The sequence below is a fragment of the Halorussus ruber genome (genome assembly GCF_004765785.1).
In the GTDB taxonomy this organism is placed as follows: domain Archaea; phylum Halobacteriota; class Halobacteria; order Halobacteriales; family Haladaptataceae; genus Halorussus; species Halorussus ruber.
In genome coordinates, this window is the sequence record NZ_SBIT01000008.1 from 139,822 (window position 1) to 162,612 (window position 22,791).

Annotated in this window: 18 protein-coding genes; 12 read left to right on the top strand and 6 right to left on the bottom strand. The window is 65.3% G+C overall.

Annotation, left to right across the window (positions count from 1 at the left end):
* Window position 1 precedes the first annotated feature (1 nt).
* Window positions 2-988, bottom strand: coding sequence for a mevalonate kinase (mvk, locus tag EPL01_RS13690; protein WP_135825836.1), 987 nt, complete (start codon window positions 986-988; stop codon window positions 2-4).
* Window positions 989-1,527: 539 nt separating this feature from the next.
* Here mvk and EPL01_RS13695 point away from each other — a divergent pair.
* Window positions 1,528-2,481: an alpha/beta fold hydrolase gene (locus EPL01_RS13695; RefSeq protein WP_135825837.1), complete on the top strand. Its 954-nt coding sequence runs from the start codon at window positions 1,528-1,530 to the stop codon at window positions 2,479-2,481.
* 30 nt (window positions 2,482-2,511) lie between these two features.
* On the opposite strand, the gene EPL01_RS13700 is transcribed toward EPL01_RS13695, so the two are convergent.
* Window positions 2,512-2,916, bottom strand: a complete 405-nt coding sequence (locus EPL01_RS13700; protein ID WP_135825838.1) for a Zn-ribbon domain-containing OB-fold protein — start codon at window positions 2,914-2,916, stop codon at window positions 2,512-2,514.
* Complete coding sequence (locus tag EPL01_RS13705; protein ID WP_135825839.1) at window positions 2,913-4,076, bottom strand: thiolase domain-containing protein; 1,164 nt, start codon at window positions 4,074-4,076, stop codon at window positions 2,913-2,915. The genes EPL01_RS13700 and EPL01_RS13705 overlap by 4 nt, the downstream gene beginning before the upstream one ends.
* Window positions 4,077-4,424: 348 nt before the next feature.
* On the opposite strand from EPL01_RS13705, the gene EPL01_RS13710 reads away from it, so the two are divergent.
* Window positions 4,425-4,754 (top strand): hypothetical protein, encoded by a 330-nt coding sequence (locus EPL01_RS13710; RefSeq protein WP_135825840.1) that lies wholly within the window; start codon window positions 4,425-4,427, stop codon window positions 4,752-4,754.
* A 230-nt stretch (window positions 4,755-4,984) separates the two neighbouring features.
* On the opposite strand, the gene EPL01_RS13715 is transcribed toward EPL01_RS13710, so the two are convergent.
* Window positions 4,985-6,673: an acetate--CoA ligase gene (locus EPL01_RS13715; protein WP_135825841.1), complete on the bottom strand. Its 1,689-nt coding sequence runs from the start codon at window positions 6,671-6,673 to the stop codon at window positions 4,985-4,987.
* A gap of 95 nt (window positions 6,674-6,768) precedes the next feature.
* Window positions 6,769-7,674 (bottom strand): S-layer glycoprotein N-glycosyltransferase AglJ, encoded by a 906-nt coding sequence (gene aglJ / locus EPL01_RS13720; protein WP_135825842.1) that lies wholly within the window; start codon window positions 7,672-7,674, stop codon window positions 6,769-6,771.
* A 271-nt stretch (window positions 7,675-7,945) separates the two neighbouring features.
* Here aglJ and EPL01_RS13725 point away from each other — a divergent pair, with 271 nt between their 5' ends.
* From EPL01_RS13725 to EPL01_RS13770, 10 genes are all read left to right on the top strand, one after another.
* On the top strand, window positions 7,946-8,572 hold the full coding sequence (locus EPL01_RS13725; protein WP_135825843.1) for an archaellin/type IV pilin N-terminal domain-containing protein: 627 nt from the start codon (window positions 7,946-7,948) through the stop codon (window positions 8,570-8,572).
* A gap of 107 nt (window positions 8,573-8,679) precedes the next feature.
* Complete coding sequence (locus EPL01_RS13730) at window positions 8,680-9,822, top strand: glycosyltransferase (protein WP_135825844.1); 1,143 nt, start codon at window positions 8,680-8,682, stop codon at window positions 9,820-9,822.
* 46 nt (window positions 9,823-9,868) lie between these two features.
* Window positions 9,869-11,104, top strand: coding sequence for a glycosyltransferase (locus tag EPL01_RS13735; RefSeq protein ID WP_135825845.1), 1,236 nt, complete (start codon window positions 9,869-9,871; stop codon window positions 11,102-11,104).
* A complete protein-coding gene (locus EPL01_RS13740) occupies window positions 11,101-12,060 on the top strand; it encodes an alkaline phosphatase family protein (RefSeq protein ID WP_135825846.1) in 960 nt (319 codons plus the stop codon). Before EPL01_RS13735 ends, EPL01_RS13740 begins: the two co-directional genes overlap by 4 nt.
* Window positions 12,061-12,063: 3 nt before the next feature.
* Complete coding sequence (locus EPL01_RS13745; RefSeq protein ID WP_135825847.1) at window positions 12,064-13,032, top strand: alkaline phosphatase family protein; 969 nt, start codon at window positions 12,064-12,066, stop codon at window positions 13,030-13,032.
* Window position 13,033: 1 nt separating this feature from the next.
* Window positions 13,034-13,984 (top strand): alkaline phosphatase family protein, encoded by a 951-nt coding sequence (locus tag EPL01_RS13750; protein WP_135825848.1) that lies wholly within the window; start codon window positions 13,034-13,036, stop codon window positions 13,982-13,984.
* 4 nt (window positions 13,985-13,988) lie between these two features.
* The gene (locus EPL01_RS13755) at window positions 13,989-15,107 is read left to right on the top strand and encodes a sulfatase-like hydrolase/transferase (RefSeq protein ID WP_135825849.1); all 1,119 of its coding nucleotides are present in this window, start codon (window positions 13,989-13,991) and stop codon (window positions 15,105-15,107) included.
* Window positions 15,108-16,556 (top strand): lipopolysaccharide biosynthesis protein, encoded by a 1,449-nt coding sequence (locus EPL01_RS13760; protein WP_135825850.1) that lies wholly within the window; start codon window positions 15,108-15,110, stop codon window positions 16,554-16,556.
* A 67-nt stretch (window positions 16,557-16,623) separates the two neighbouring features.
* Complete coding sequence (locus EPL01_RS13765) at window positions 16,624-19,806, top strand: oligosaccharyl transferase, archaeosortase A system-associated (protein ID WP_135825851.1); 3,183 nt, start codon at window positions 16,624-16,626, stop codon at window positions 19,804-19,806.
* A 640-nt stretch (window positions 19,807-20,446) separates the two neighbouring features.
* Window positions 20,447-21,409 (top strand): DUF368 domain-containing protein, encoded by a 963-nt coding sequence (locus tag EPL01_RS13770; protein ID WP_135825852.1) that lies wholly within the window; start codon window positions 20,447-20,449, stop codon window positions 21,407-21,409.
* Window positions 21,410-21,467: 58 nt separating this feature from the next.
* Here EPL01_RS13770 and EPL01_RS13775 read toward each other — a convergent pair whose 3' ends face one another.
* Entirely contained in the window at window positions 21,468-22,790 is a 1,323-nt protein-coding gene (locus EPL01_RS13775) for an anaerobic glycerol-3-phosphate dehydrogenase subunit C (RefSeq protein ID WP_135825853.1), read from the bottom strand.
* Window position 22,791: the final 1 nt, after the last annotated feature.

Below are 22,791 nucleotides of genomic sequence, written 5' to 3' on the forward strand. Positions count from 1 at the left end.
CTCAGGCCTCCTCCACGCGCACGCCGTCGGTGTCCAGTTCGGCGCGGAAGGCGTCCTCGCACCCCGGCGTGTAACCGAGCGCGGTCTCGGTGGCGTCTGTCGGGTCGAGCGCGACGATGCACCCGCCGCCGCCCGCGCCGGTTAGCTTCGCGCCGAGCGCGCCAGCGTCGCGGGCCGCCCAGACCATCTGGTCCAGCGAGCGCGAGGAGACACCCAGCGCTTCCAGCAGGCCGTGGTTGAAGTTCATCAGCTTGCCGAGTTCCTCGACGTTGCCCTCCGCGAGGGCCTCCTCGCCGGAGCGCACGATGTCGCCGATGTTGCCGACCGTGTCGGCGGCGAAGTCGTACTCCTCGCGGAGCGCGCGGACCCCGGCCACGAGTTTCCCGGTGTCGCCCGCGCCGCCGTCGAAGCCGATGACGAACGGCAGGTCCGGGGCCTCGATGGACCGGCAGTCGTCGCCCTCGACGCGGACCGCGCCGCCCGTCGCCGAGCAGAAGGTGTCGGCGCGAGAGGCCTCGCCGTCCTGTACTTCCAGTTCGGCTTGATAGGCGCGCTCGGCGACCTCCTCGGCGGTGAGTTCGACGCCCAACTCGCGCGTCCCGGCGTCGATGCCCGCCGCCGTGACCGCCGCCGAGGAGCCGAGTCCCGCGCCGAGCGGAATCTCGCTCTCGACGGTGATGTCGAACCCGGCGTCGGGTTCACCCGCGGCTTCGCGGGCCTGCTCGACCGCCGCGTCGATGTAGCTGATTCCGGCCTCGACCAGCGACTCGGAGGCGTCCACGTCGGGCGCGTCGGTTTCGTCGCTGTACTCGACCGTGAATCCGTTCAGACTCAAGTCCTCGGCGTGTACTCGGATGCGGCCGTCGTCGCGCGCTTCGGCGGTGACTCGCGCCCGGCGCTCGATGGCGCAGGGGACCGCCGGTTCGCCGTAGACGACCGCGTGTTCTCCGAACAGGTAGACCTTGCCCGGAGCGCTCGAAACGACCATGCGAGAGGGTTTCTCTCCGGGGGTTAACACGTTTGCGAAGGCGATTCCGAGGGGCGGCGGTGGAGGGGTGAGCGGGTTCCGGTAGCGACTGCTGAAGTCAGGAAGCGACTGCTGAGGTCGGAAGGCGACTGCTGAGGTCGGAAGGCGACTGCTGAAGTCAGAACCAGAGAGAAGCTAGCTTCAGGCGTGAGCCAAGCCGTCTCCGCAACCGCACCGCGACCGCGGGCCTCACGCCTCCCCAACCTCGTCGGTCGCGCGAGGCGACCGACTCCCTCGCGCGGTTTGGCGCGGCCACAGGAGGCCGCGCCAGCGCGCGCCGAGTGGAGGGAGCAGAAAGCAACGAAAACAGATGTTAAAGAAATAAAAACGTTTTCTCAGTAATTAATTAGTTGTCTCTAATCCTGTACTCCTCGACTTGCCCACTCCTCGAAGTTTATCTGCGAACGGGCGGCCAATCAGGGCATGTCCGACCGGGCGACTCGGTCGAATCCGAAGCCCCCGGCACAACGGCTAACTTTCCTGCCGGTGAAGATTCGGGTATGAAGCTACGAAACGTCGTCGCTGGCGTCGCGGGCGGACTCGGGGCCGCCGCGCTCGGCAATCGACTGCTCTCGTGGAAGGCCACCGACCTCCAACCCGCGCTGGAGGGCGACCAGCGGACCTACCGCTGGCGAGGGTTCGACGTCGCCTACACCGAGGCTGGCGACTCCGACGACCCCGACGTACTCCTTCTCCACGGGGTCCACGCCGCCGCCTCGAACAAGGAGTTCGACCAAATCTTCAAGCAACTCTCGAAGACCCATCACGTCATCGCGCCCGACCTGCCCGGATTCGGGCGCTCGGACCGCCCGCCGCTGACCTACTCCGCGGCGCTCTACACCGCCTTCGTCACCGACTTCGCCGAGGACCTGACCGAGGACGCCGCCTGCGTGGCGACCTCGCTGACGGGAGCCTACGCCACCTTGGCCCAACAGCAGTCCGGCGCGTTCTCCCGACTACTCCTCGTCGCGCCGACCGGCGACACCGGCTCGCGCCGGACGTGGGTCAGGTCGCTGTTCCGGTCGCCGCTGGTCGGGCAGGCGCTGTTCAACCTCCTGACGAGCAAGCGCTCGCTGTACTTCTTCGACAACCGGGAGGCCTACTCGACCGAGGCGTCCTACACCGAGCGCGACGTCGAGTACCAGTGGCAGACCAGCCACCAACCCGGCGCGCGGTTCGCCCCGGCCTCGTTCGTCTCGGGCTATCTCGACCCCGACGTGGACTTGGGCGCGGAACTCGCCCACCTCGACGTACCCGTGACCATCGTCTGGGGTCGAGACGCGACCGTCTCGCCGCTCGAGGAGGGCGAGGAGTTGGCCGAGAAAGCGGACGCGAAGTTGGTCGTGTTCGACGAGGCGAAGTTGCTCCCCCACGCCGAGCACCCCGGTCCCTTCCTCGAAGTTCTGCTGGACGAGTTGACCGAGGAGGAACGCGAGACCGGCGCAGAAGCGTAACCGTCGGGGGAAAAGCAGGGCAGTTAGGATTCAGTCGGCGCGCAGAATCAGCACGCGCTCACCGGCCGTCTCGCTCTCGCCCACGTCGGGGGTAACTTCCGTACCGACTTCGAGTGCTTCAGGCTCGACACCGCGGACCTGTCCAGTCAGGCGAACTCCGCCGAAGTCCGCGACCGCGGTGACGTAGGGCGCGTCGTCGGCGAACTCGGGCGAGGCGACGTGGACCGTGGTGAACGTCTCGATTTCGCCCGATTCTGGGAGCGGGACCTCTTCCAACTCGGTCGCGCCGCAGTGGGGACAGACCCGCCGGGGCGGGAGCGACCCGTGGCCCTCGGGGCACTCGATGTAGAAGCCCTCTCCCGATTCGATTGCGTCGAGCAGGTCGTCGTAGCCGTCGTCGCGGACTCGCTCGTCGTCGGCGTTCTGGTCGCTCATTCTTCCACCTCCAGCACGTGAACGGTAGTGCTGGCGACTGTCCCGCCAGCGTTGTGAGTCACGCCGACGTCGCCGGGCACGGCGTCGCTGTTGGGGTGGTCGCCCCGGAGGAGTCGAGTCATCTCGACCACTTGGCTCGTGCCGGTCGCGCCGACCGGGTGGCCCTTGGCCTTCAGTCCGCCCGAGAGGTTGACCGGTCGGTCGCCGTCGCGGGTGGTCTCGCCGCGGGCCGCCGCGCCGATTCCCTCGCCGGGGGCGTAGAAGTCGAGGGCTTCGAGCGCGAGGACCTCCGCGATGGTGAAGCAGTCGTGGACCTCGGCGACCGACACGTCCTGCGGGCCGATGCCCGCGTCGTCGTAGGCCTCCTCGGCGGCGTCCTCGGCGGCGGGGGTCCGGGCGAGGTACTCGCGGTCCTGGAGCGCCATCTTGTCGCCGCCCTGTCCGGTTCCGGTGATGGAGACCGGCGCGTCGAGGTCGTTCTCCTCGGCGTACTCGTCGCTGACGAGGACGGCCGCGCTGGCCCCGTCGGTGATGGGGCAGGCGTCGTAGAGGCCGAGCGGGTCGGCGATCATCGGCGCGTCGAGGGCCTCCTCGACCGAGATGGCCCGCTGGAACTGCGCGTACTCGTTTTCGAGGGCGTTGTCGTGGTTCTTGACCGCGATTGCCGCGAGGTCCTCCTTGTCGCCGCCGTACCGGTCGAAGTAGGCCTTCGCCATCAGGGCGTAGGCTCCGGGGAAGGTCATGCCCGCCCGGACCTCGTAGAGGTCGTCGGCCGCGATGGCGAGCGCCTCGGTCGTGCCCGCGGTGCCGAGGTTGTTCATGCGCTCGGCCCCGCCGACGAGGACGACGTCGGCTTCGCCGTTTCGCACGTCCTTGACGGCCTCGCGGACCGCCACGCCGGAGGAGGCGCAGGCACTCTCGTAGCGCGTGGCCGGAGCGTCGAGTCCGGCCGCCTCGGCCATCAGCGGACCCTGATGGCCCTGATGCTCGCTCAACTCGCCCATGAAGTTGCCGTAGTTCAACTGTTCTACGTCGTCACGGTCGACGCCCGCGTCGGCGAACGCTCGATTGCTCGCCTCCGCGAAGAGGTCCCGGCCCGTCCGCTCGGGGTGCTTCCCGAAGTGGGTGAGACCGACTCCCGCGACTCGTACGCCTGTCATGCATCAATCTACGTGATGGACAGTTAAGAAAGCCATCGGTCTTGCGTTCGCTCCTCCGGAGGAAAGAAAAGCGAGGCGACAGCCAGCGGCGGCGTTCGGGCGTCTCGTGTTTTCGCGCGCTCCTCGGCGGCGTGTGGGCGTTCGGGACCGAACACCTCGGCGGGTGCTCTCTCAAATAAGCAATTAAGTAATAGACTTATAATATCTAATTATTTATTAAACATTATTAAATAGCTTCTATAGAAGTAGAGATATTTCTATAACTGCAACATCCACGTGCCGCGCCCCGTCGATGCGTTGGATTTCCGAGTAGTGAGTTTTTCATTGCGGGAGCGAGAAGCCACCCCCATGGGCGTGAGGCCACCACCGTCGAACTCGGACGAGGGGCCAGACGTCATCGAGTTCGGCATCGCCGAAGTGGCGGCCAAACTCGACGACGGCGACCTCTCGTTCCCGGCGAGCGGCGAGGAAGTCGTGCAGGTACTCTCGGACCCGCGCATCAAGTACGACGCCGACGGCCACACCGTGCCGCTCTCGGAGGCCGTCTCGGAAGTCGAGCGCGGGCACTTCGAGGACAAACAGGAGTTCCTGAACGCGCTCCACCCGGTGTTCGAGCGCTACCGGAACTCCCGGACGCCGAGCGTCATCGAGCGCGTTCGGGCGGCACTACCGCTTTGAGACGGGGGTTGTGTTTTGGAGTTTAGAGGGTTCTATTCTTGATGTTCGGTAAGGGTTCAGTTAGTCACTCCGTACGTCGCGTACGTCGGTGATTCGTGCCACCGAGCGCAGGATAGGGTGCGTGAGACGGGAAGCTAGCTATTGCCGAAGCCGATGGCGGACCACGAGGGTCCGCCAGCGCGCGCCGGAAACGAAGGTAAAATTCGATTAGCGAACCCGCGATGCTCACCTCACTCCTGCTCGATTTCGGCCTCCTCCTCGGCGTCGTCCTGCAACTCGGTCCGGCGAATCTTGCCCGTCACGGTCTTGGGAAGTTCCGCCACGAACTCGATTTCGCGGGGGTACTCGTGGGCCGAGAGTTCGTCGCGGACGTGGGTCTTGATGTCCTCCGCGAGGTCCTCGCTGGCCTCGGCGTCGTCGCTCGTGACGACGTAGGCCTTCACGATGTTGCCGCGCTCGCGGTCCGGTTTGGGCACGACCGCGGCCTCTGCGACCGCGGGGTGTTCGCCGAGCGAGCTTTCCACCTCGAATGGACCGATGCGGTAGCCCGAGGAGATAATCACGTCGTCCGCGCGACCCTCGAACCAGAAGTAGCCGTCCTCGTCTTTCCGAGCGAGGTCGCCTGAGAGGTACCATTCTCCTTCCGACCCCTCCACGAAGCAGTCGGCGGTCTTGTCCGGTTTCTCCCAGTACTCGGCGAAGAAGCAGGGGTAGTCGCCGCGCTCGGCGATTTCGCCCGTCTCGCCCGGCGGCATGGGGTCGCCGGTCTCGGGGTCCACCACGTCGGCCTCGATGCCGGGCAGGGGCTTGCCCATGCTCCCGGGCTTCAGGTCCATCGTCGGGTAGTTGTTGATAATCATGTTCCCCGTCTCGGTCTGGCCGTAGGTGTCGTGGATGGTCACGCCGAGAGTCTCCTCGCCCCAGTCCACCACGCCCGCCGAGAGGGGTTCGCCGATGGACAGCGCGTGGCGCAGGTCCAAATCGACGCCCTCCAGCACGTGTTCCTTCTCGCGGAGCATCCGGTAGGCGGTCGGCACGCTGAACAGCACCGAAATCGGGTACTCGTCCAGCAGGTCGGCCCACGTCTCGGGGTCGAACTCGCCCTCGTAGGTAAAGAGGCTCGCGCCCCAGAACCACGCGCCGAGGGTGTTGATGGGACCGGTCAGCCATCCCAAGTCGGCGGTGGACCAGTAGAGGTCGCCGGGTTGGAGGTCCACCGCGTACTTCTGGGTCGCCGCGACGCCCGCGACCCACCGCTGTTTGTGGAGGACGCCCTTCGCCAGTCCGGTCGTCCCGCTGGTGTAGTACAGCAGGGCGTCGTCCTCGCCGCCGGTCTTCGCCACCTCGTAGTCCGCGCTCGCGCCGTCGAGGGCGTCGGCGAAGACCTCGTCGCCGTCAGCGACGGTTCCCTCCCCGCGGTCCACCGTGATGACGTGTTCGACCGAGGGCACGTCTTCGAGCGCGTCCGCCACGGTGTCTCGGTTGTCGCTGGTCGTCACGACCACCGAGGCGTCGCAGTCGTCGAGTCGGTAGGAGATGCCGTCGGGGCCGAAGCGCTCGTTGACGCCGCCGAAGACGGCACCGCGCTTGAGCGTCCCGACCAGCGCGACGTAGTGTTCCGGAATCCGGGGCATGTAGGAGAACACCCGGTCGCCCTCCTCGACGCCCAACTCTTCGAGGACGTTGGCGAACTGGCTCGACCGGTCGGCCAGTTCTCGGAAAGTCAGCGTCCTGAGTTCACCGTCGGTCCCGACCTGTCGGAGCGCCACGTTCTCTCCGTCGTCAGCATGTCGGTCGCAGACCTCGTGGCCGATGTTTAGCTCCTCGGGCGCGTCCCAGTCGGCGTCCGCGTATACGTCGTCCCAAGAGAACGATGCTCGGACCTCGTCGTAGTCGTGCAGGTTGTGACCTTCTGGCATGCAGTACCATCAACTCGCGTCACAAAAATAACAGTATCGCCCACTTTCACCATCCGAGAATCGGAACGAAACCGAACGTAGTCGGCAGAACGCGGTCAGTCGAGACGCCGCATCTGCTCGCGGTGGAGCGTCACGATGAGGTCCGAAAGGACGCCGAACATGAGCAACTGCACCCCGAACAGGATGGCGAACGCCGCGACGACCGCCAGCACCTCGTGAGAGGTCCGGGGCGGCACGAACCACTCGTACCCGACGTACGCGGCGACTGCGACGCCGAACAGGCCGCTCAGCACGCCAACGCTCCCGAAGTAGAACAGCGGATTGCTGGTCTTGGCCAGTTGGTAGAGCGTGAGGAGGATGACGCCGCCGTCCCGAATCGGGTGGAGGTTGGTGTCTGACCCGTCAGGCCGGGCCTCGTATCGGATGGGGACCACCGCGGTCGGCACGCCGTGCTTGACGCACTCGACGGCCATCTCGGTCTCGACGCCGAAGCCGTCGGCGTCGAGGAGGAAGTTCTCGACCGACTCGCGGGTGAACGCCCGGTAACCGCTGAGGATGTCCTCGAAGTTCTTGCCGTGGATGTGGCGGAACACCCAGTTGAACATCCCGTTGCCGAACTCGTTGAGGCGACTCATCGCGCCCTCCTCCATGTCGGCGAACCGGTCGCCGATGACGTGTTCGTACTCGCCGTCCACGATGGGTTCGAGCATCGCGTCGGCGTCCTCGGGCCGGTAGGTCCCGTCGCCGTCGAGCATCAGGACGTACTTCGATTCGATGTGCCGAATCGCCTCCCGAATCGCCTGTCCCTTGCCGCTCCCCGACTGCTCCATCACTCGCGCGCCGTGGTCTCGGGCGATGTCGGTCGTCGCGTCGGTCGAGTGCCCGTCCACGACGAGGACGTTCTCGAACCCGCGGCTGGTGAACCCGTCGATAACCTCGCCGATGGTCTCGGCCTCGTTCAGCGTCGGGATGAGTACGCAAACCTCCTCGCGGTCGGCCATTGGCAGGGAGTGTTCACCACGAGCGCAAAAGGCTTACTCTACGGTCGCCGCTACGGGCGCTCGGAGTCGGCGCGAACCGAGACCCTGTTAAAATCACGATATGTCGACAGTTCTGCTCCAAGGGACGAAACTGAAGTTTCACCACTTCTTGCGTTCGTTCTTACCAATCGCGCAGTCCAATTATCACGGGTGAAAACAGACGAATGTTATATATATCGTTGGTGGTACGTCTCGATTGGGAAAGTTCCCGAATACAAATACGGTCCGAATAATGACACGAAAACGTCTCTCGGCAGTTAAAGATAGAATCGAGGGCGCGGTCAACGACCGCGGTCAGGTGGGTATCGGTACGCTCATCGTGTTCATTGCGATGGTGCTGGTCGCCGCGATTGCGGCTGGCGTCCTCATCAACACAGCTGGGTTCCTCCAGACCAAGTCCGAACAGACTGGTCAGGAGAGCAGTGCGCAGGTCTCGAACCGCGTGCAGGTCGTCAGCGCGTTCGGTGAAGTCAGTAACAACGAGGTTACGGACATCAGCCTGACGGTCATGCGCGGCTCCGGGTCCGACGACATCAACCTGTCTGCGGCCACTATCGAGTGGATCGGCCCCAACACCGCACAGACGCTGACCCACGACATGGACGACGACGACGATGCCACGGACAACCCGAACATCTTCGAGGTCACGAAAATCAAGGACCCGGACGGATCCGACCCGGTCCTGAACACGCAGGACGACCGCCTCGAAATCAAGATGCACGTCGACCAAATCGCCTCGGAGAACCTCGACGAGGGCGAAGAGGTGAAGCTCAAACTCACCACGCAGTACGGTGCCGTGACCCTCTACCGCGCCAACGTCCCGCAGTCGCTCTCCCAGGAGAGCGCGGTTACGGTCTAACTGGACAGAACGACCTTCCTCTCACTTTCGTCCTGTCCGACTTTTTTCGGCGATACGTCCCGACAGCGACCAACAGTATGTTATAGCCCGATTCCATATCCGGTCGTATGAATCCCCTCGTGGCCGCTGCTGGGGCGCTCGTCGCCGCCACGGCCCTGCCGTACCTCGCGTATCTCACCCTCTACGCTGTGGTTCGGCCGAGCGGTTCGCCCGCCGACAAGCGCGACGACGAACCGACGGTCAGTATCATCTTACCGACGTACAACGAGTCGGGCATCATCGAGAAGAAGTTGGACGACGTGGTGTCGCTCGACTACCCGATGGAGAAAGTCGAGTTGGTCGTCGTCGATTCCAGCGACGACGAGACGCCCGAGTTGGTCGAGGAGTACTTCGCCGACCGCGAGTCTCCGGACCTGAATCTCATCCGCGAGCAGGAGCGCCGAGGACTCGCCCCCGCGCTCAACGACGCCTACGCCGCCGCGGAGAACGAGATGGTGGTCAAGACCGACTGCGACTCCTACGTCGCCGACGACGCGCTTCGGGAGGCCGCGGCCAACCTCGCTGACCCCGACGTGGCGGCGGTGACGGGCCAGAACGCCGAGGTCCTCGGCGGGAGTGAAGTCGAGGCCGGATACCGGGGCGTACAGGCCCACATCCAGACGCTCGAATCGCATCTGGACTCGACGCTCATCTTCCACGGTCCCTTCTCGGCGTTCGAGAACGACGCCATCGTCCCCATCGACCCCAACTCGCTGGCCGACGACACCGAGCTGGCGCTGAAGATTCGCCGAGGAGGCGACCGCGTCATCTTCGACCCGGCGGTCCGGTACAAGGAGGCCTCTCACTCGGATTTCAGCAAGCGACGGCTTCAGAAGGACCGCAGAGGGATGGGCCTGATTCGCCTGCTGGCCCAGCATCGGGACGCGCTCGGCAAGTACGGCAACTACGGCAAAGTGGTGTTGCCGTTCAACTGGTGGTTCATGATCGTCTCGTCGTGGCTGGTCGCGCTCGACGTGATTGCGGTGACGGCGGCCGGGATATCTGTCTTCGGCCTCGCGGGACTGGCGATTCCGGTCGCGCTCGCCGGGTTCGTCTGGCTGGGCCAGAAGGACCTGCTGGGCCCCCTGCAAGCGTTCTACGCCATCTTCGACTCGCAGGTGTCGCTGCTCCACGCCGCGACCGAACTCCTCCGGGGCGAGGGCGACGGGACGTGGGAAGTGGACGAGGACCTCCGGGAGGCCTTCGAATGAGTACGATTAAAATTCGGTCGGTCGAAACGACGAGGGACCGCACAGCATGACCGAGGAGTCTATCGCCATCGCCCACGGCAACTACCTCGAACGGGGCGGCGCGGAGGCGCTGTCGGACGAACTCGCCCGGACCTTCGACGCGCCGCTGTACTACGGGTTCGGAAGCGACGAACACGTCTCCGACGACGTGGACGCACAGAGTTTGTTCGAGGACTCGCCGATTTCGGCGGTGAAACGCTCGATTTTCCTGCGGGACCTCTACTACGCGTGGAACGCCCAGCAGATTCCGGAACTGGCCGACTACGACGTGGTCCTCCTCTCGAAGAACGAACTGAGTTGGTACGTCCCCGAGGACGAGCAGGTGGTCGTTCACTACACCCACAGCACGCCGCGGGTCCCCTACGACCTGTTCCAGCAGCGCGCGAACTCGGTGTTCTCTCGGCTCTACGCCTTCGTCGCGCGGACGCTGTTCCTCGCCAACACCAAGTTCCCCGACCGGTTCGTCGCCAACAGCGAACTGGTCGCGCGTCGCCTCCGGCGCTACTGGGGGATTCCCGAGGAGAAAGTCGAAGTCGTCTACCCGCCCGTGAACGTCGAGCAGTACGAGTCTCGGGAGACCGAAGACTACTACCTGACCTACTCTCGACTGATTCCCGAGAAGCGAATCGACGCCATCGTCCGGGCGTTCGAGGGGTTGGACGCCAAACTCGTCGTCGGCGGCGCGGGCGACGAGAGCGAAAATCTCGAACGACTCGCGCCCGAGAACGTCGAGTTCGTCGGCTACATGTCCGAAGAGGAGAAGGTTCGACGCCTCGGCGAGGCCAAAGCCGTCCTGTTCAACGCGATGAACGAGGACTTCGGCATCATCCCCGTCGAGGCGTTCGCCAGCGGGACCCCCGTCCTCGGCGTCGAGGAGGGGTACACCAAGTACCAGATTTTCGAGGGGAAGAACGGGCTGACCCACGACCCGACGCCCCGGAGCATCCGCGAGTCCATCGCCGAGTTCGAGCGCGAGGGCGTCGAGTGGTCCGCCGACGAGATGCAGGCGTTCGCCGAGCGGTTCGGCACCGACCGGTTCCGCGACGAGATGCGCGAAGTCGTCGCGGACGCGGTCGAAGACGCCGAGATTTCGATTCCGGGCGTGGAGTCGATTGGCTCCGAGAGCAACGAAGACGTTGCTGAAGGTAATGAAAATATTACTAAAAGAAAGGAAAATGGTGCTGAAGGAAGCGAGGAGGACGGCGAAGGCGAGATGACGCCGCCGAAGGGGGACCGGCGATGACGCTCGCCGACTGGGCGCAGAACGCCCGCGAGCGAATCGACCGCGACGGCCTCGCGGTCGGGACCTACGGGTCGCTACAGGAACTCTGGCAGGGCGGTCTGGGCGTCCTCGGGCGGCACCTCTACAACTACGGGACCAACGTCTACGAGCGCGACTGGGACGTGCTGGTCGTCCTCGACACCTGTCGCCCCGACGTCCTCGCGGAGATTGCGGGCAACTACGACTTCCTCGAGGGCTACGACCCGAACCGAAACGTCCACCAGTCGGTCGGGTCCCGGTCGGCCGAGTGGACTCGAAAGACGTTCGAACCCGAGACGGTCCCCGCCGACGAACTGGCGAACACCGCGCTGGTGAGCGCGAACCCCTACACCCGGACCCTGCCGGACCCCGACGCCCTCGGCTATCTTGACGAACTCTGGAAGTACGCGTGGGACGACGACTACCGGACGGTCCGGCCCGAAACGGTCATGGACCGGGCGGTAGACGTATCGCGTACCCGCGACTTCGACCGCGTGGTCGTCCACTTCATGCAACCCCACACGCCCTACCGCTCGATGCTCGACCGGTTTCCGGACGGGCGAGTCGGGTTCGACAGCGAGGGCGGGGCCGGACTCACCATCTGGGAGCAGATTCGCACCGGTCGCATCGACACCGAGACGGTGTGGGAGGGCTACCGCGACAACCTCCGATGGGTGTTAGACGAGGGCGTCGAACCCCTCCTGCGGAACGTGGACGCCGAGAAAGTCGTCCTCACCAGCGACCACGGCGAGGGCTTCGGCGAGTACTGGTACTACGGCCACAGCAGCACCGCGCCGCTCCCGGTCCTCAAGCGCGTGCCGTGGGCGAGGACCACGGCGACCGACACCGGCGAGTACGAACCGCAGGTCGAACCCGAAGACATACACGTCAACGACGACGACGTGACAGACAGACTACGGGCACTTGGATACGCATAAACAATGACTCTCGCAGACTGGCTCAACGAGTCGCAGGATAGAATCGAAGAACACGGCGTCAAGACCGGCGGAATCGAGGCCGCCAAGGCGTTCTGGACCGGCATGCTCTGTCGCGTCGGCGAGCGCTGGAACTACGGCACGCCCGTCTTCGAGGAGGACTGGGACGTGTTGGTGGTCCTCGACACCTGCCGCCCCGACGTCCTCGAAGAGGTCGCCGACGACTACGAGTACGTCCCCGCCGAGGTGCCCACGACCTCCTCCATCGCGTCGTGTTCGCCCGAGTGGATGGAGAAGAACTTCGCTCCGGAGTACCACGACGACCTCGCCGAGACGGCTTACGTCACGGCCAACCCCTTCTCGGACGGCCACGACGAGGAGAAGTTCGGCCTCCTCGACGAGGTCTGGCGCTACGCGTGGGACGACGAGTACAAGTCGATTCCGCCGGAGCCGGTCACCGACCGCGCAATCGACGTGATGCGCAACCACGACCCCGAACGGCTCATCGTCCACTACATGCAACCCCACGAACCGTACCGGCAACTGGTCGAGAAGTACCCCCACTGGTTCGAGGCGGACGAAGCCGAGGAGGATGCCCGAGGCGAGCGACTCCGCCACTGCGCGACCGACTGGAGCCTCTGGGACAAGCTCCGCCACGGCGAAATCACCCGCGAGGAGCTCTGGCCGATGTACCGCGACACGCTCCGGTGGGTGCTGGACGACGGTATCAATACGCTCCTGCGGAATATCGACGCCGACGACGTGGTTCTCACCGCCGACCACGCCGAGGCGTTCGGCGAGTGGGGCATCTACGCCCACCCCGAGAACATCCCGGTGCCCGTCGTGAAGGAGGTCCCGTGGGTCCGGACCTCGGCGACCGACACCGGCGAGCACGAGCCAAAGGTCGAACCCGAATCCGAATCGCTGACCGACGAAGAGGTGTCGAGTCGCCTCGAAGCACTCGGGTACAAGTAGCATGACGTTCGCAGACTGGCTTCGGGAGTCGAAGCACAAAATCGACGACTACGGACTCTCCGGCGGCGTCCAGTCGGCCGCACTGGACCTCTGGGGCGGATTCGCGCGCCGGGCGTGCCACCGACTCGGACTCGACCAGTCGGGGACCGGCATCTACGAGCGCGACTGGGACGTGCTGGTGGTCCTCGACACCTGTCGGACCGACGTCCTCGCGGAGGTCGCAGACGAGTACGACTTCCTCCCCGAGCGCATCCCGGCGTTCACGTCGCTGGGTTCGACCTCGTGGGAGTGGATGGCCGACAACTTCAACGAGACCTACCGCGAGGAGATCGCCCGGACGGCCTACGTGACGGGCAACGCCCACACCAGGCGACTCGGCGACGAGTTCGAGGCCGACCCCGAGTGGTTCGGCCTGCTGGACGAGGTCTGGGAGTACGCGTGGGACGACGAGTTCGACGGCATCCCGCCGCGACCGGTGACCGACCGGGCCATCGACGCGATGCGGACCCGCGACCCGGAGCGCCTCGTCGTCCACTACATGCAACCTCACGCGCCTTACCGGTCGCTCGACATGGACTGGAGCGTCGGCGACCAGCAGGACGCCGACGCCGGGAAGGTCTGGGACCTGCTCCAAATCGGCGAACTCTCTCACGAGGAGGTCTGGGCGGCCTACCGCGATAATCTCCGGTGGGTGCTGGACGACGTGGAACTGCTCTTGGAGAATATAGACGCAGAAACGGTCGTCCTCACGGCCGACCACGGCGAGGCGTTCGGCGAGTGGGGCCTGTACGGCCACTACCGCCACGTGCCGATTTCGGTGCTGAAGGAGGTTCCGTGGGTCACTACCTCGGCGACCGACTCGGGCACCTACGAACCCGAGACCGAGACGGCAGACGCCGACCTGACCGGCGACGACGTACAACAGCGACTTCAGGCACTCGGATACAGGTGATACCATGACAGCAAACACGCTACTCGTGACCGTCGATTCCCTGCGCTACGACCACTACAAGTACATGGAGCGAACGCGGGAGTTCCTCGGCGATTCCCACCCCGCGGCGTTCGCCACGATTACCGCGACGCCGGGGAGCTTCCAGTCGATTATCGGCGGCATCTACCCCGGCGAGGTCGGCATCGACGCCGACACCACGGTCGTCCCGTCGATAGACAACGAGTACAAACTCGGCATCTCGACCAACCGGTTCCTCTCCGAGCGGTACGGCTACACCATCGGGTTCGACGACTTCACCGAACCCAGCCGCGAGGAGGAAGGAATCAAGGACAAGGTCGCGCGCCACATGAACCCCAAGAGTACCCTCTACGGGGTGGCCTCCCGCGTCTGGAACGTCGTCCAGAGCGTGCAGGGGACAGTCGGCGAAGTCGGCCGGGAGTACCGGGCCGCCGACGACGTGGTCGAGGAGTTCCTGACCAAGACCGACGGCCGGGACGACTGGTTCGGCTGGCTTCACTTCATGGAGCCGCATCACCCGTACAACCCGAACGACGCGCCCGTCTCGCGGAGCGAGGCACAACAAATCAGTCGGCGCGTCCTCGACGGTCGGGGGAGCGAGCGCGACAACCGCATCGCCCAGCAGCTCTACCGCGGCGAGGTCGAGGAGTTAGACCGCGAACTCGCGCGACTCTGGGACTCCATCCCCGAGGACACCCGCGTCGTCTTCTGCGCCGACCACGGCGAACTCATCGGCGAGGACGGCCAGTGGGGCCACCACAAGCACCTCCTGCCGGGCATCCTCAGGGTCCCGTTCGCCACCCGGAACGTCCCGGTCGAGAGCGACGTGGTGAGTCTGGTGGACGTGCCCTCCTACCTCGCGGGCGAGGACTTCGGACAGGGCCGACTCGACCGCGAGGTCGCCTTCGCGGCCCAGAGCGGTCGGCAGGCCGCGATGAACCGCGACCACATCGCCACCGACGAGGGCGTCCGGACCCTCGACGGCGACCCGGCCGACGACCCCCAACTCGCCCGCGCTCAGCAGGAGTTCACCGGGTCGGGCGAGCGCCCCGTCTCGAAAGACGACCTCCCGCACGACGACCTCGAAGCCCTCGGCTACCTATAAATGAGTACGGCTGACTTGGACATCGGCAGAGAGGCGCTGGTCTCGCTGGTGGCGAAGCTGACGATGTCCGTGTTCGGGTTCGTCGGCGTCATCATCTTCGCCCGAGTCCTCGGTCCCGGGGGCGCGGGTCGCTACTACTTCGCGCTCGCAGTCGCCATCTCGCTGGTCAGGGTGCCCGCGGGCATCGCCAAGGCCATCAAGAAGCGCGTCAGCGAGGTCGGCAGGAGTCCCGAGGAGTACCTCTCGGTGGGTCTCATCGCCCACGCGGTGTACCTCGGCGTCGTCGGCGTCCTCGCCTTCCTACTCGCGCCCTACCTCCCGCTCGAAGAGGTCGCCACCGAGGAGATACTCGGCATCCTCCTCGTGCTGGGGAGCGTCGGCCTGTTCCAAATCCTCAACAAGATTTACTCGGGTATCGGTAACCCCGGCGCGTCGCTGTGGTTCGACACCGTCCGGAGCGTCTTCACGCTCGGCTTCCAGTTGGCCCTGCTCTGGATAGGGATGGAAGCGTTCGGTCTCCTCGTCGGTCTGGCGGCCGCGACGGTCCTGACCGCGGCCATGGTCGCGGTCGCCAGCGGCGTCCGGCCCTCGGTCCCGACGCGCGAGACGGTGCGCTCGACCGGGGAGTTCGCGCGCTGGAGCGTCCCGACAGCGATGGTCGGAGACCTCTACAAGCGCGCAGACCCGATTCTCATCGGTATCTTCGCCGGGGCCAGCGCGGTCGGGTTCTACGAGACCGCGCTCCGACTGGTCCTCCCGGCCTCGCAACTCGCGGCGTCCATCAGCAACCCGCTCCACGTCAAAGCCAGCGGGCAGTCGTCGCTCGGCGAGGAGGTGCGCGACGACGTGGCGAACGCGCTGTCCTACGCGGGGCTGTTCGGCATCCCGATGTTCTTCGGCGCGCTGGCGCTTCCGGACGTGCTGATGCAGACGTTCTACGGCAAGGGATTCGGTGACGCGGGAATCGCGCTGGTCGGCATCGCGCTGTTCTACGTCTTCCACATCTACCAGATTCCGCTCGAATCAGCGATTAGCGGGACCGACAAGCCGGAACTGGTGTTCCGAGTGAAACTCGTCGGGCTAATCGGCTACCTGCCCTTCGGTATCGCGTTGGGGCGGGCCTACGGCCTGCTGGGAGTCATCGCGGCGACGCTCGTCAGCGAAGTCGTGATGTTCCTCGTCTACCAGTATCTCTGCCGGGACGTGTTCGACGGGTTCATCTTCCCGCGCCCCATCGCGGCCCAGATTGCGAGCGCCGCGGTCATGTTCGGCGTTATCACGTGGCTCGAAACCTTCCTCTCGCTCGACAACTGGGTGCCGGTCGTCGCGCTCGTCGGGACCGGCGCGCTGGTCTACTTCGCGGTCCTGTCGGTTACGAGTTCTCACTTCCGGCTCACCGCTCGCAACGTTCTTTCGCCGATAGTGCGTCAAGTCGGACAGATCGCGTAATTGAGAGTCGTACGACGCGAAACGGCTATCACAAGGCTTATGCGCTTTTTGGCACTTTCTCAACGCAATGAGCCAGCAGACTGAGCAGGTCGAGGATTCGACCGACACCGTCGGTTCGGTCCTCGATTCGTTCGAGGACTGGTATCACGTCCCCGTGCTCGCCGCCGCGATGGCGTTCATGCTGTGGGTACGGCTCCAGTCGTACGGAAAATTCATCCAGAACGGAGAGGTGTTCTTCTCCGGCAACGACGCTTGGTATCACTTCCGGCAAGTACAGTACACCGTGCAGAACTGGCCCGCGACGATGCCCTACGACCCGTGGACCTACTTCCCCTACGGGACCAGCGTGGGGCAGTTCGGCACGCTCTACGACCAACTGGTCGCCACCGCCGCGCTAATCGTCGGTCTCGGTAACCCCTCCGACCAGACGATTGCGATCACCCTCCTCGTCGCGCCCGCCGTCTTCGGCGCGCTAATCGTCATTCCGACCTACCTCATCGGCAAGCGCCTCGGCGGTCGGCCCGGCGGCCTCTTCGGCGTCATCGTCTTGGCGCTGTTCCCCGGGACCTTCCTCCGTCGGAGTCTCGTCGGCTTCGCCGACCACAACATCGCCGAGCCGTTCTTCCAGGGACTGGCCGTCTTCGCCATGATGATTGCGCTGACCGTCGGCGAGCGCGAGAAGCCCGTCTACGAACTGGTCGCCGACCGCGACTTCGCGGCGCTCCGCCGACCGATGATTTACAGCGCGCTGGCTGGCGTCGCCACCGCCTTCTACCTCTGGACGTGGCCGCCGGGCGTCCTGCTGGTCGGTATCTTCGGCATCTTCTTCGGCATCAAGCTGACCGCCGACTACGCTCGCGGCGTCAGCCCCGACCACCTCGCGTTCGTCGGCGCGGTCAGCATGACCGTGGCGGGACTGCTCCTTTTGGTCCCGCTGGGCACGCTCGGCCTGAGTCCGACCAAGTTCTCGCCGCTCCAGCCGCTGCTTGCGTTCGCGGTCGCTGGCGGCTGTGTCTTCATGGCGTGGCTCGCCCGCGAGTTCGACGCCCGCGACGTGGCGACGGCGCTCTACCCCGCGACGGTCGCTGGCCTCGTGGCCGCGCTCGTCGGCTTCGTCTACGTCGCGCTCCCGTCGCTCTACCAGCTCGTCAGCAACAACATCGTGCGCGTCGTCGGGTTCAGCACCGGCGCTGAGACCCGGACCATCGGCGAGGCCCAGCCCTTCCTCTCGCGGGCCCAGCCCCGGTTCGGCATCGAGTGGTACGACGTCATCGTCCAAGAGTACGGCCTGATGCTGTTCACGGCCGTCGTCGGCGCGCTCTGGCTCGTCTGGCGGACCTACCGCACCGACGACCACCGCGCGGAGTACCTCCTCGTGCTGGTGTGGGCCGCGTTCATCACCGCGGCGGCGTTCACGCAGGTCCGGTTCAACTACTACCTCGCGGTGCCGATTGCGGTGCTGAACGCGTATCTTGTCAAGCAGATTCTCGGATTCGCGGACCTGACCAGCCGCGAGTCGCTGACCGACATCGAGGGCTATCAGGTGGTCGCCATCGTGTTCGTCTTCCTGCTGGTGACCCCCGTCCTCGTCTGGCCCGCCAACCTCGGGTCGTCGGGCTACGCCTCCATCGACCAGACCAACACCGCGATGCAGGCCGGTCAGACCGCGCCCGGCGCGGTCACCAAGTGGGACGGCTCGCTCGACTGGATGGCCAACAACACGCCCGCCGAAGGCGACTACGGCGGTGCGAACAACGCGGACCAACTCGACTACTACGGCACCTACCACCAGAGCGACAGCGACTTCGACTACCCCGAAGGGGCCTACGGCGTGATGTCGTGGTGGGACTACGGCCACTGGATTACGGTCGAGGGCAACCGGATTCCGAACGCCAACCCCTTCCAGGAAGGCGCGAAGACCGCCGCGAACTACCTCCTCGCGCCGAGCGAACAGCGCGCGAACACCGTCCTCGAGTCGATGAGCAACGACAGCGAGGAGACTCGCTACGTGATGGTCGACTGGAAAATGGTCGAGCCCTCCTCGAAGTTCTCCGCGCCGACGGTGTTCAACGAGAACGTCTCGGCCGGTGACTTCTACAGTCCCGTCTACCAGCAGAGCCAGCAGGGACAGGGCCTTCAGGTCGCCTTCCGGATGAAAGACCAGCGCTACTACCAGAGTCAGGTGGCGCGCCTCTACCTCTACCACGGAAGTCGCGTCGAGGCGAGTCCCATCGTCGTGGACTGGAACGCCCAGACATACGAGACGCCCGACGGACAGACCGCCTCGTACAAGACGGCTCCGCAGGGACCGAACGCCACCATCGTCCGACGCTTCCAGTCGATGGAACAGGCCGAAGCGTTCGTCGCCAACGACAGCACGTCCCAGATCGGCGGTATCGGTCCCTTCCCCAGCGAACCGGTGAAGGCGCTGAACCACTACCGCGTCGTCGAGCAGTCCAACGCCTCGGGCACGAGTTCCCGGAGCTACGTCCAGACGCTCCGGAGCGAACTCCGTCTCCTCCAGCAGGGCGGCATCCAAAACCCGAACGCGCTGTTCCGCACCTCGCCGTCGTGGGTCAAGACCTTCGAGCGCGTCCCCGGCGCGACGGTGACGGGCACCGCCCCGGCCAACACGACGGTCACGGCGCAGGTCCGGATGTCGCCGTCCGGCCAGAACGGGTCGTTCACCTACACCCAGCAGGCCGAGACCGGTCCGAACGGCCAGTTCACGATGACCCTGCCCTACTCGACGGAGGGCTACGAGAACTGGGGTCCCGAGCAGGGCTACACGAACGTCAGCGTGCGAGCGCAGGGTCCCTACCAGTTCTACACGCCCCGGAACTTCGACAACGGGACGCTGAACTTCCACAACGCCACCGCGAACGTCAGCGAGGCACAGGTCATCGGCGAGGCCGACCAGAACGTCTCGGTCGAACTGACCCAGCAGTCGATCGACCTCCAGCAGAACCAGAACAACTCGTCTGGCAACCAGACCGCGCCCGGCAACGAGACGGCCTCCGGCAACGAGACCGCACCCAACGGCACGGACTCGGTTGCGAACGGGTCGGACTCGGGCAATCAAAGTAGCAACACGTCGGCGATGACCGCCCCGAGCGCGGCCGCCGAGTCGGGCACGCAGGTTCGACCGACGCCCGCCGACGCTCTGCCCGACCGCGAGGAGACCGCCCCGGCGCGCGTCGGTCTGGTCAGCGCGTGGGCCGGTGCGCTCGTGGTTGCTGGGCGGGACTGAAGTAGCGTCGTTTTGGTTTCGAGTCGGTTTTTGAACCGGCCGTTTTTGGCGTGGCTTTCTGTTCGATGGAACCGAGAGTGTGAGCAGCAGAACAGCCACGATGAACGTTTCTTGAAGCCCCCAGCCGGTGGCGTTAGATTGCAACCGATTCGAGGAGATTCGTAGCCGTGAACGTCTCTTGAAGCCCCCGGCCGCTGGCGGTCGCTGAGCGACATATCCGACGGACGTAGTTGCGTCGGATAGAGGTCACTCAGCGACTAAACGACGCGCCAGCGGCTGGCCCCTTCATCCACCCGCGGTGGTTTGTTCGGCAGAGCTTTCTGCCGGTTGCTCGGCGGGTATCTGCCCGTGGAAAGTCCCACCGAGCGCGGGCTTCACACCTCCCCAACCTCTTGCGCTTCTCGGTCGTCGCTACGCTCCTCCCTGCGATGCTCATCCCTCGCACGGATTGGCGCGCTCACGAGGAGCGCGCCAGCGCGCGCCGGCCCGAGACCAGACCTCTGAAAAATCAAAACAATCGTTTAAGAATTAAAAACAATGCCTAAACATATTAAAAACATCCTAAAGGGTCGGACTAACAGTCGCGCGCGCCTCCGAGAAAGCAAACCGTTTTCCGGCCCGTCGTCGTACCCCACTCCCAATGCGAGAGTGGCTCTCCATCTACCTCAAGGGCGTGTTCATGGGTGCCGCGGACGCCGTGCCCGGCGTCTCCGGTGGCACCATCGCGCTGATAACCGGTATCTACGAACGCCTCGTCGGGGCCATCGCCGCCTTCGACCCCCGCGTGCTGCCCGACCTGCCGCAGGCCTACGACCCCGAGGCCCGCGGGCGAATCGCCGCGATGCTCCGCGAGATGGACATCGCGTTCCTGCTGGTCCTCGGAAGCGGCGTCATCACCGCCGTCATCGCGGTGACCGGACTCCTCGAACACGCGCTGGAGGCCGCCCCAGCAATCGTGTTCGGGTTCTTTGCGGGCCTCATTCTGGCGTCGGCTATCGTCCTCTGGAGCGAGGTCGGACTCGACACCCCCGGCGAAATCGCGGCCGCACTCGTCGGGTTCGGCCTCGCGTTCGTCGTCGCGGGCATCTCCTCGGGGTCCGGACTCCCCCACGCGGTGCCCCTGCTGTTCCTCGCCGGGGCGCTCGGCATCAGCGCGATGGTCCTACCCGGCGTCTCGGGGTCGCTGTTGCTCCTTCTCCTCGGTCAGTACGAGTTCATGGTCGGGGAGCTACAGGGCTTCATCGACGCCCTCCTCGCGGGGACGGTCGGCACCGCGCTCGACTCGCTGGTCAACATCGTCGCCTTTCTCGCTGGCGCGGCGGTCGGCATCCTCACCTTCGCCCGCGTCGTGGAGTGGGCGCTGTCGAACTACCACCAACTCACGCTGACCTTCCTCGTCGCGCTGATGGTCGGCGCGCTCCGCTATCCCGTCCTCAAGATTATCGGCGAGACCGCGGCGTGGACGCCGACTCACGCCGCCAACGTCCTCATCGCCGGTCTGGTCGGCGCGTTCGCGGTCCTGCTGGTCGACTACTACACCGACGACTTGGACTACGTCGAGGACGAGCGCGCCGACCCCGCCCCGGCACCGCGAAACGACTGATTCCATCGCTCCGGTTTTCCACCGCTCCGATTTTCCACCGCCCCATTTTCGACGCTCGCTACTCCACCAACGCCTCGGCCATGACCTCCAGCGGGTGGCGAATCTCGTAGCCCGTGCCGTGTTCCATCTGCATCGCGCAGGTCGGACACTCGGTCATGCCCGTCTCGGCCTCGGCGTCCTCCATGTGGTCGAACATCTCCGCGCCGATTTCCATCGAGGTGTCGTACTTCTCCGCCTTCCACCCGTAGGTGCCCGAGATGCCCGAACACGACTCGCCGACGTCCTCGGCGCTCGCGCCGCCGAGGAGGTCCATCATCTCGACGGCTTGGCCCGCGAGGCCCTGATTCCGGGCGTGGCAGGGCGCGTGGTAGGCGAAGTCGGCGTCCTCGACCTCCGCCCGTTCGAGTTCGGCCGCCAAGTCCTCGTGGAGTCGCAGGTACTCGACGGCCTCGTAGGTCTGGGCCGCCACGCTGGCGGTGCCCTCGAAGTCGAACAGTTCGGGGTACTCCTGTCGGAGCGACATCGAACAGGAGGTACAGGAAGCGATGACGTCCGCGCCCTCCTCGATTGCGGCGGCGAACTCGGAGACGTTGGTCTCGGCCGCGCGGCGAGCGTCGGCGAGCATCCCGTTGGCGAACATCGGCGTGCCCGAACACTTCTGGGGCGGGACGAGGACTTCGTAGCCGAAGTACTCGAACAGGCGCACCAAAGACTTGCCGACTTCCGGGGTGTTGTAGTTGGAGTAACAGCCGTGGAAGTAGGCCACGCGCTTCTCGTCGGATTCGATTTTTGCTCCGCCCCGATTGGTCCACCACTCCCGAAACGTCTCGTCGGCGAACTCCGGGAACTCGCGCTCGCTGGTGATGCCCAGCAGTTTCTCGTTGACCGACTGGACTACGACGTTGCCCATCAGGAAGTTGGTGAGGCGGGGCACCTTGCTTCCCAACTCGGCGAAGAATCGGTAGTTCGCCAGAATCCGATTCCGGAGATACTCCTGGGAGAGCTTCTCCATCTGCTCTTGCACGAACTGCCCCCGGGCCGTGTTGTGCATCTGGCTCAGGGGCACGTCGGAGGGACACGACGAGTCACACCGCATGCAGTTCGAGCAGGACATCACCGAGTCGTCGATATCCCGGTCGTCCTTGCGCTTGAGCCGCCACTGCTCGGGCCCCTGAAACTTCGGGCCGGGGAACTCGTCGTCCACCTCCGCGACCGGGCACACCGAGTCGCAGGTCGAACACTTGTAGCAGTCGTCGCTCCCCGGCCTGAGGTCCATCTCCTCGCTCTCGGGGAACACCTGCACGGGTTCGAACTCGTCGCTTTCGACCGTCTCCTCGTTTCTCGCATCGTGGGGGTCGCCCCCGCTCTCTGCGTCACTCATA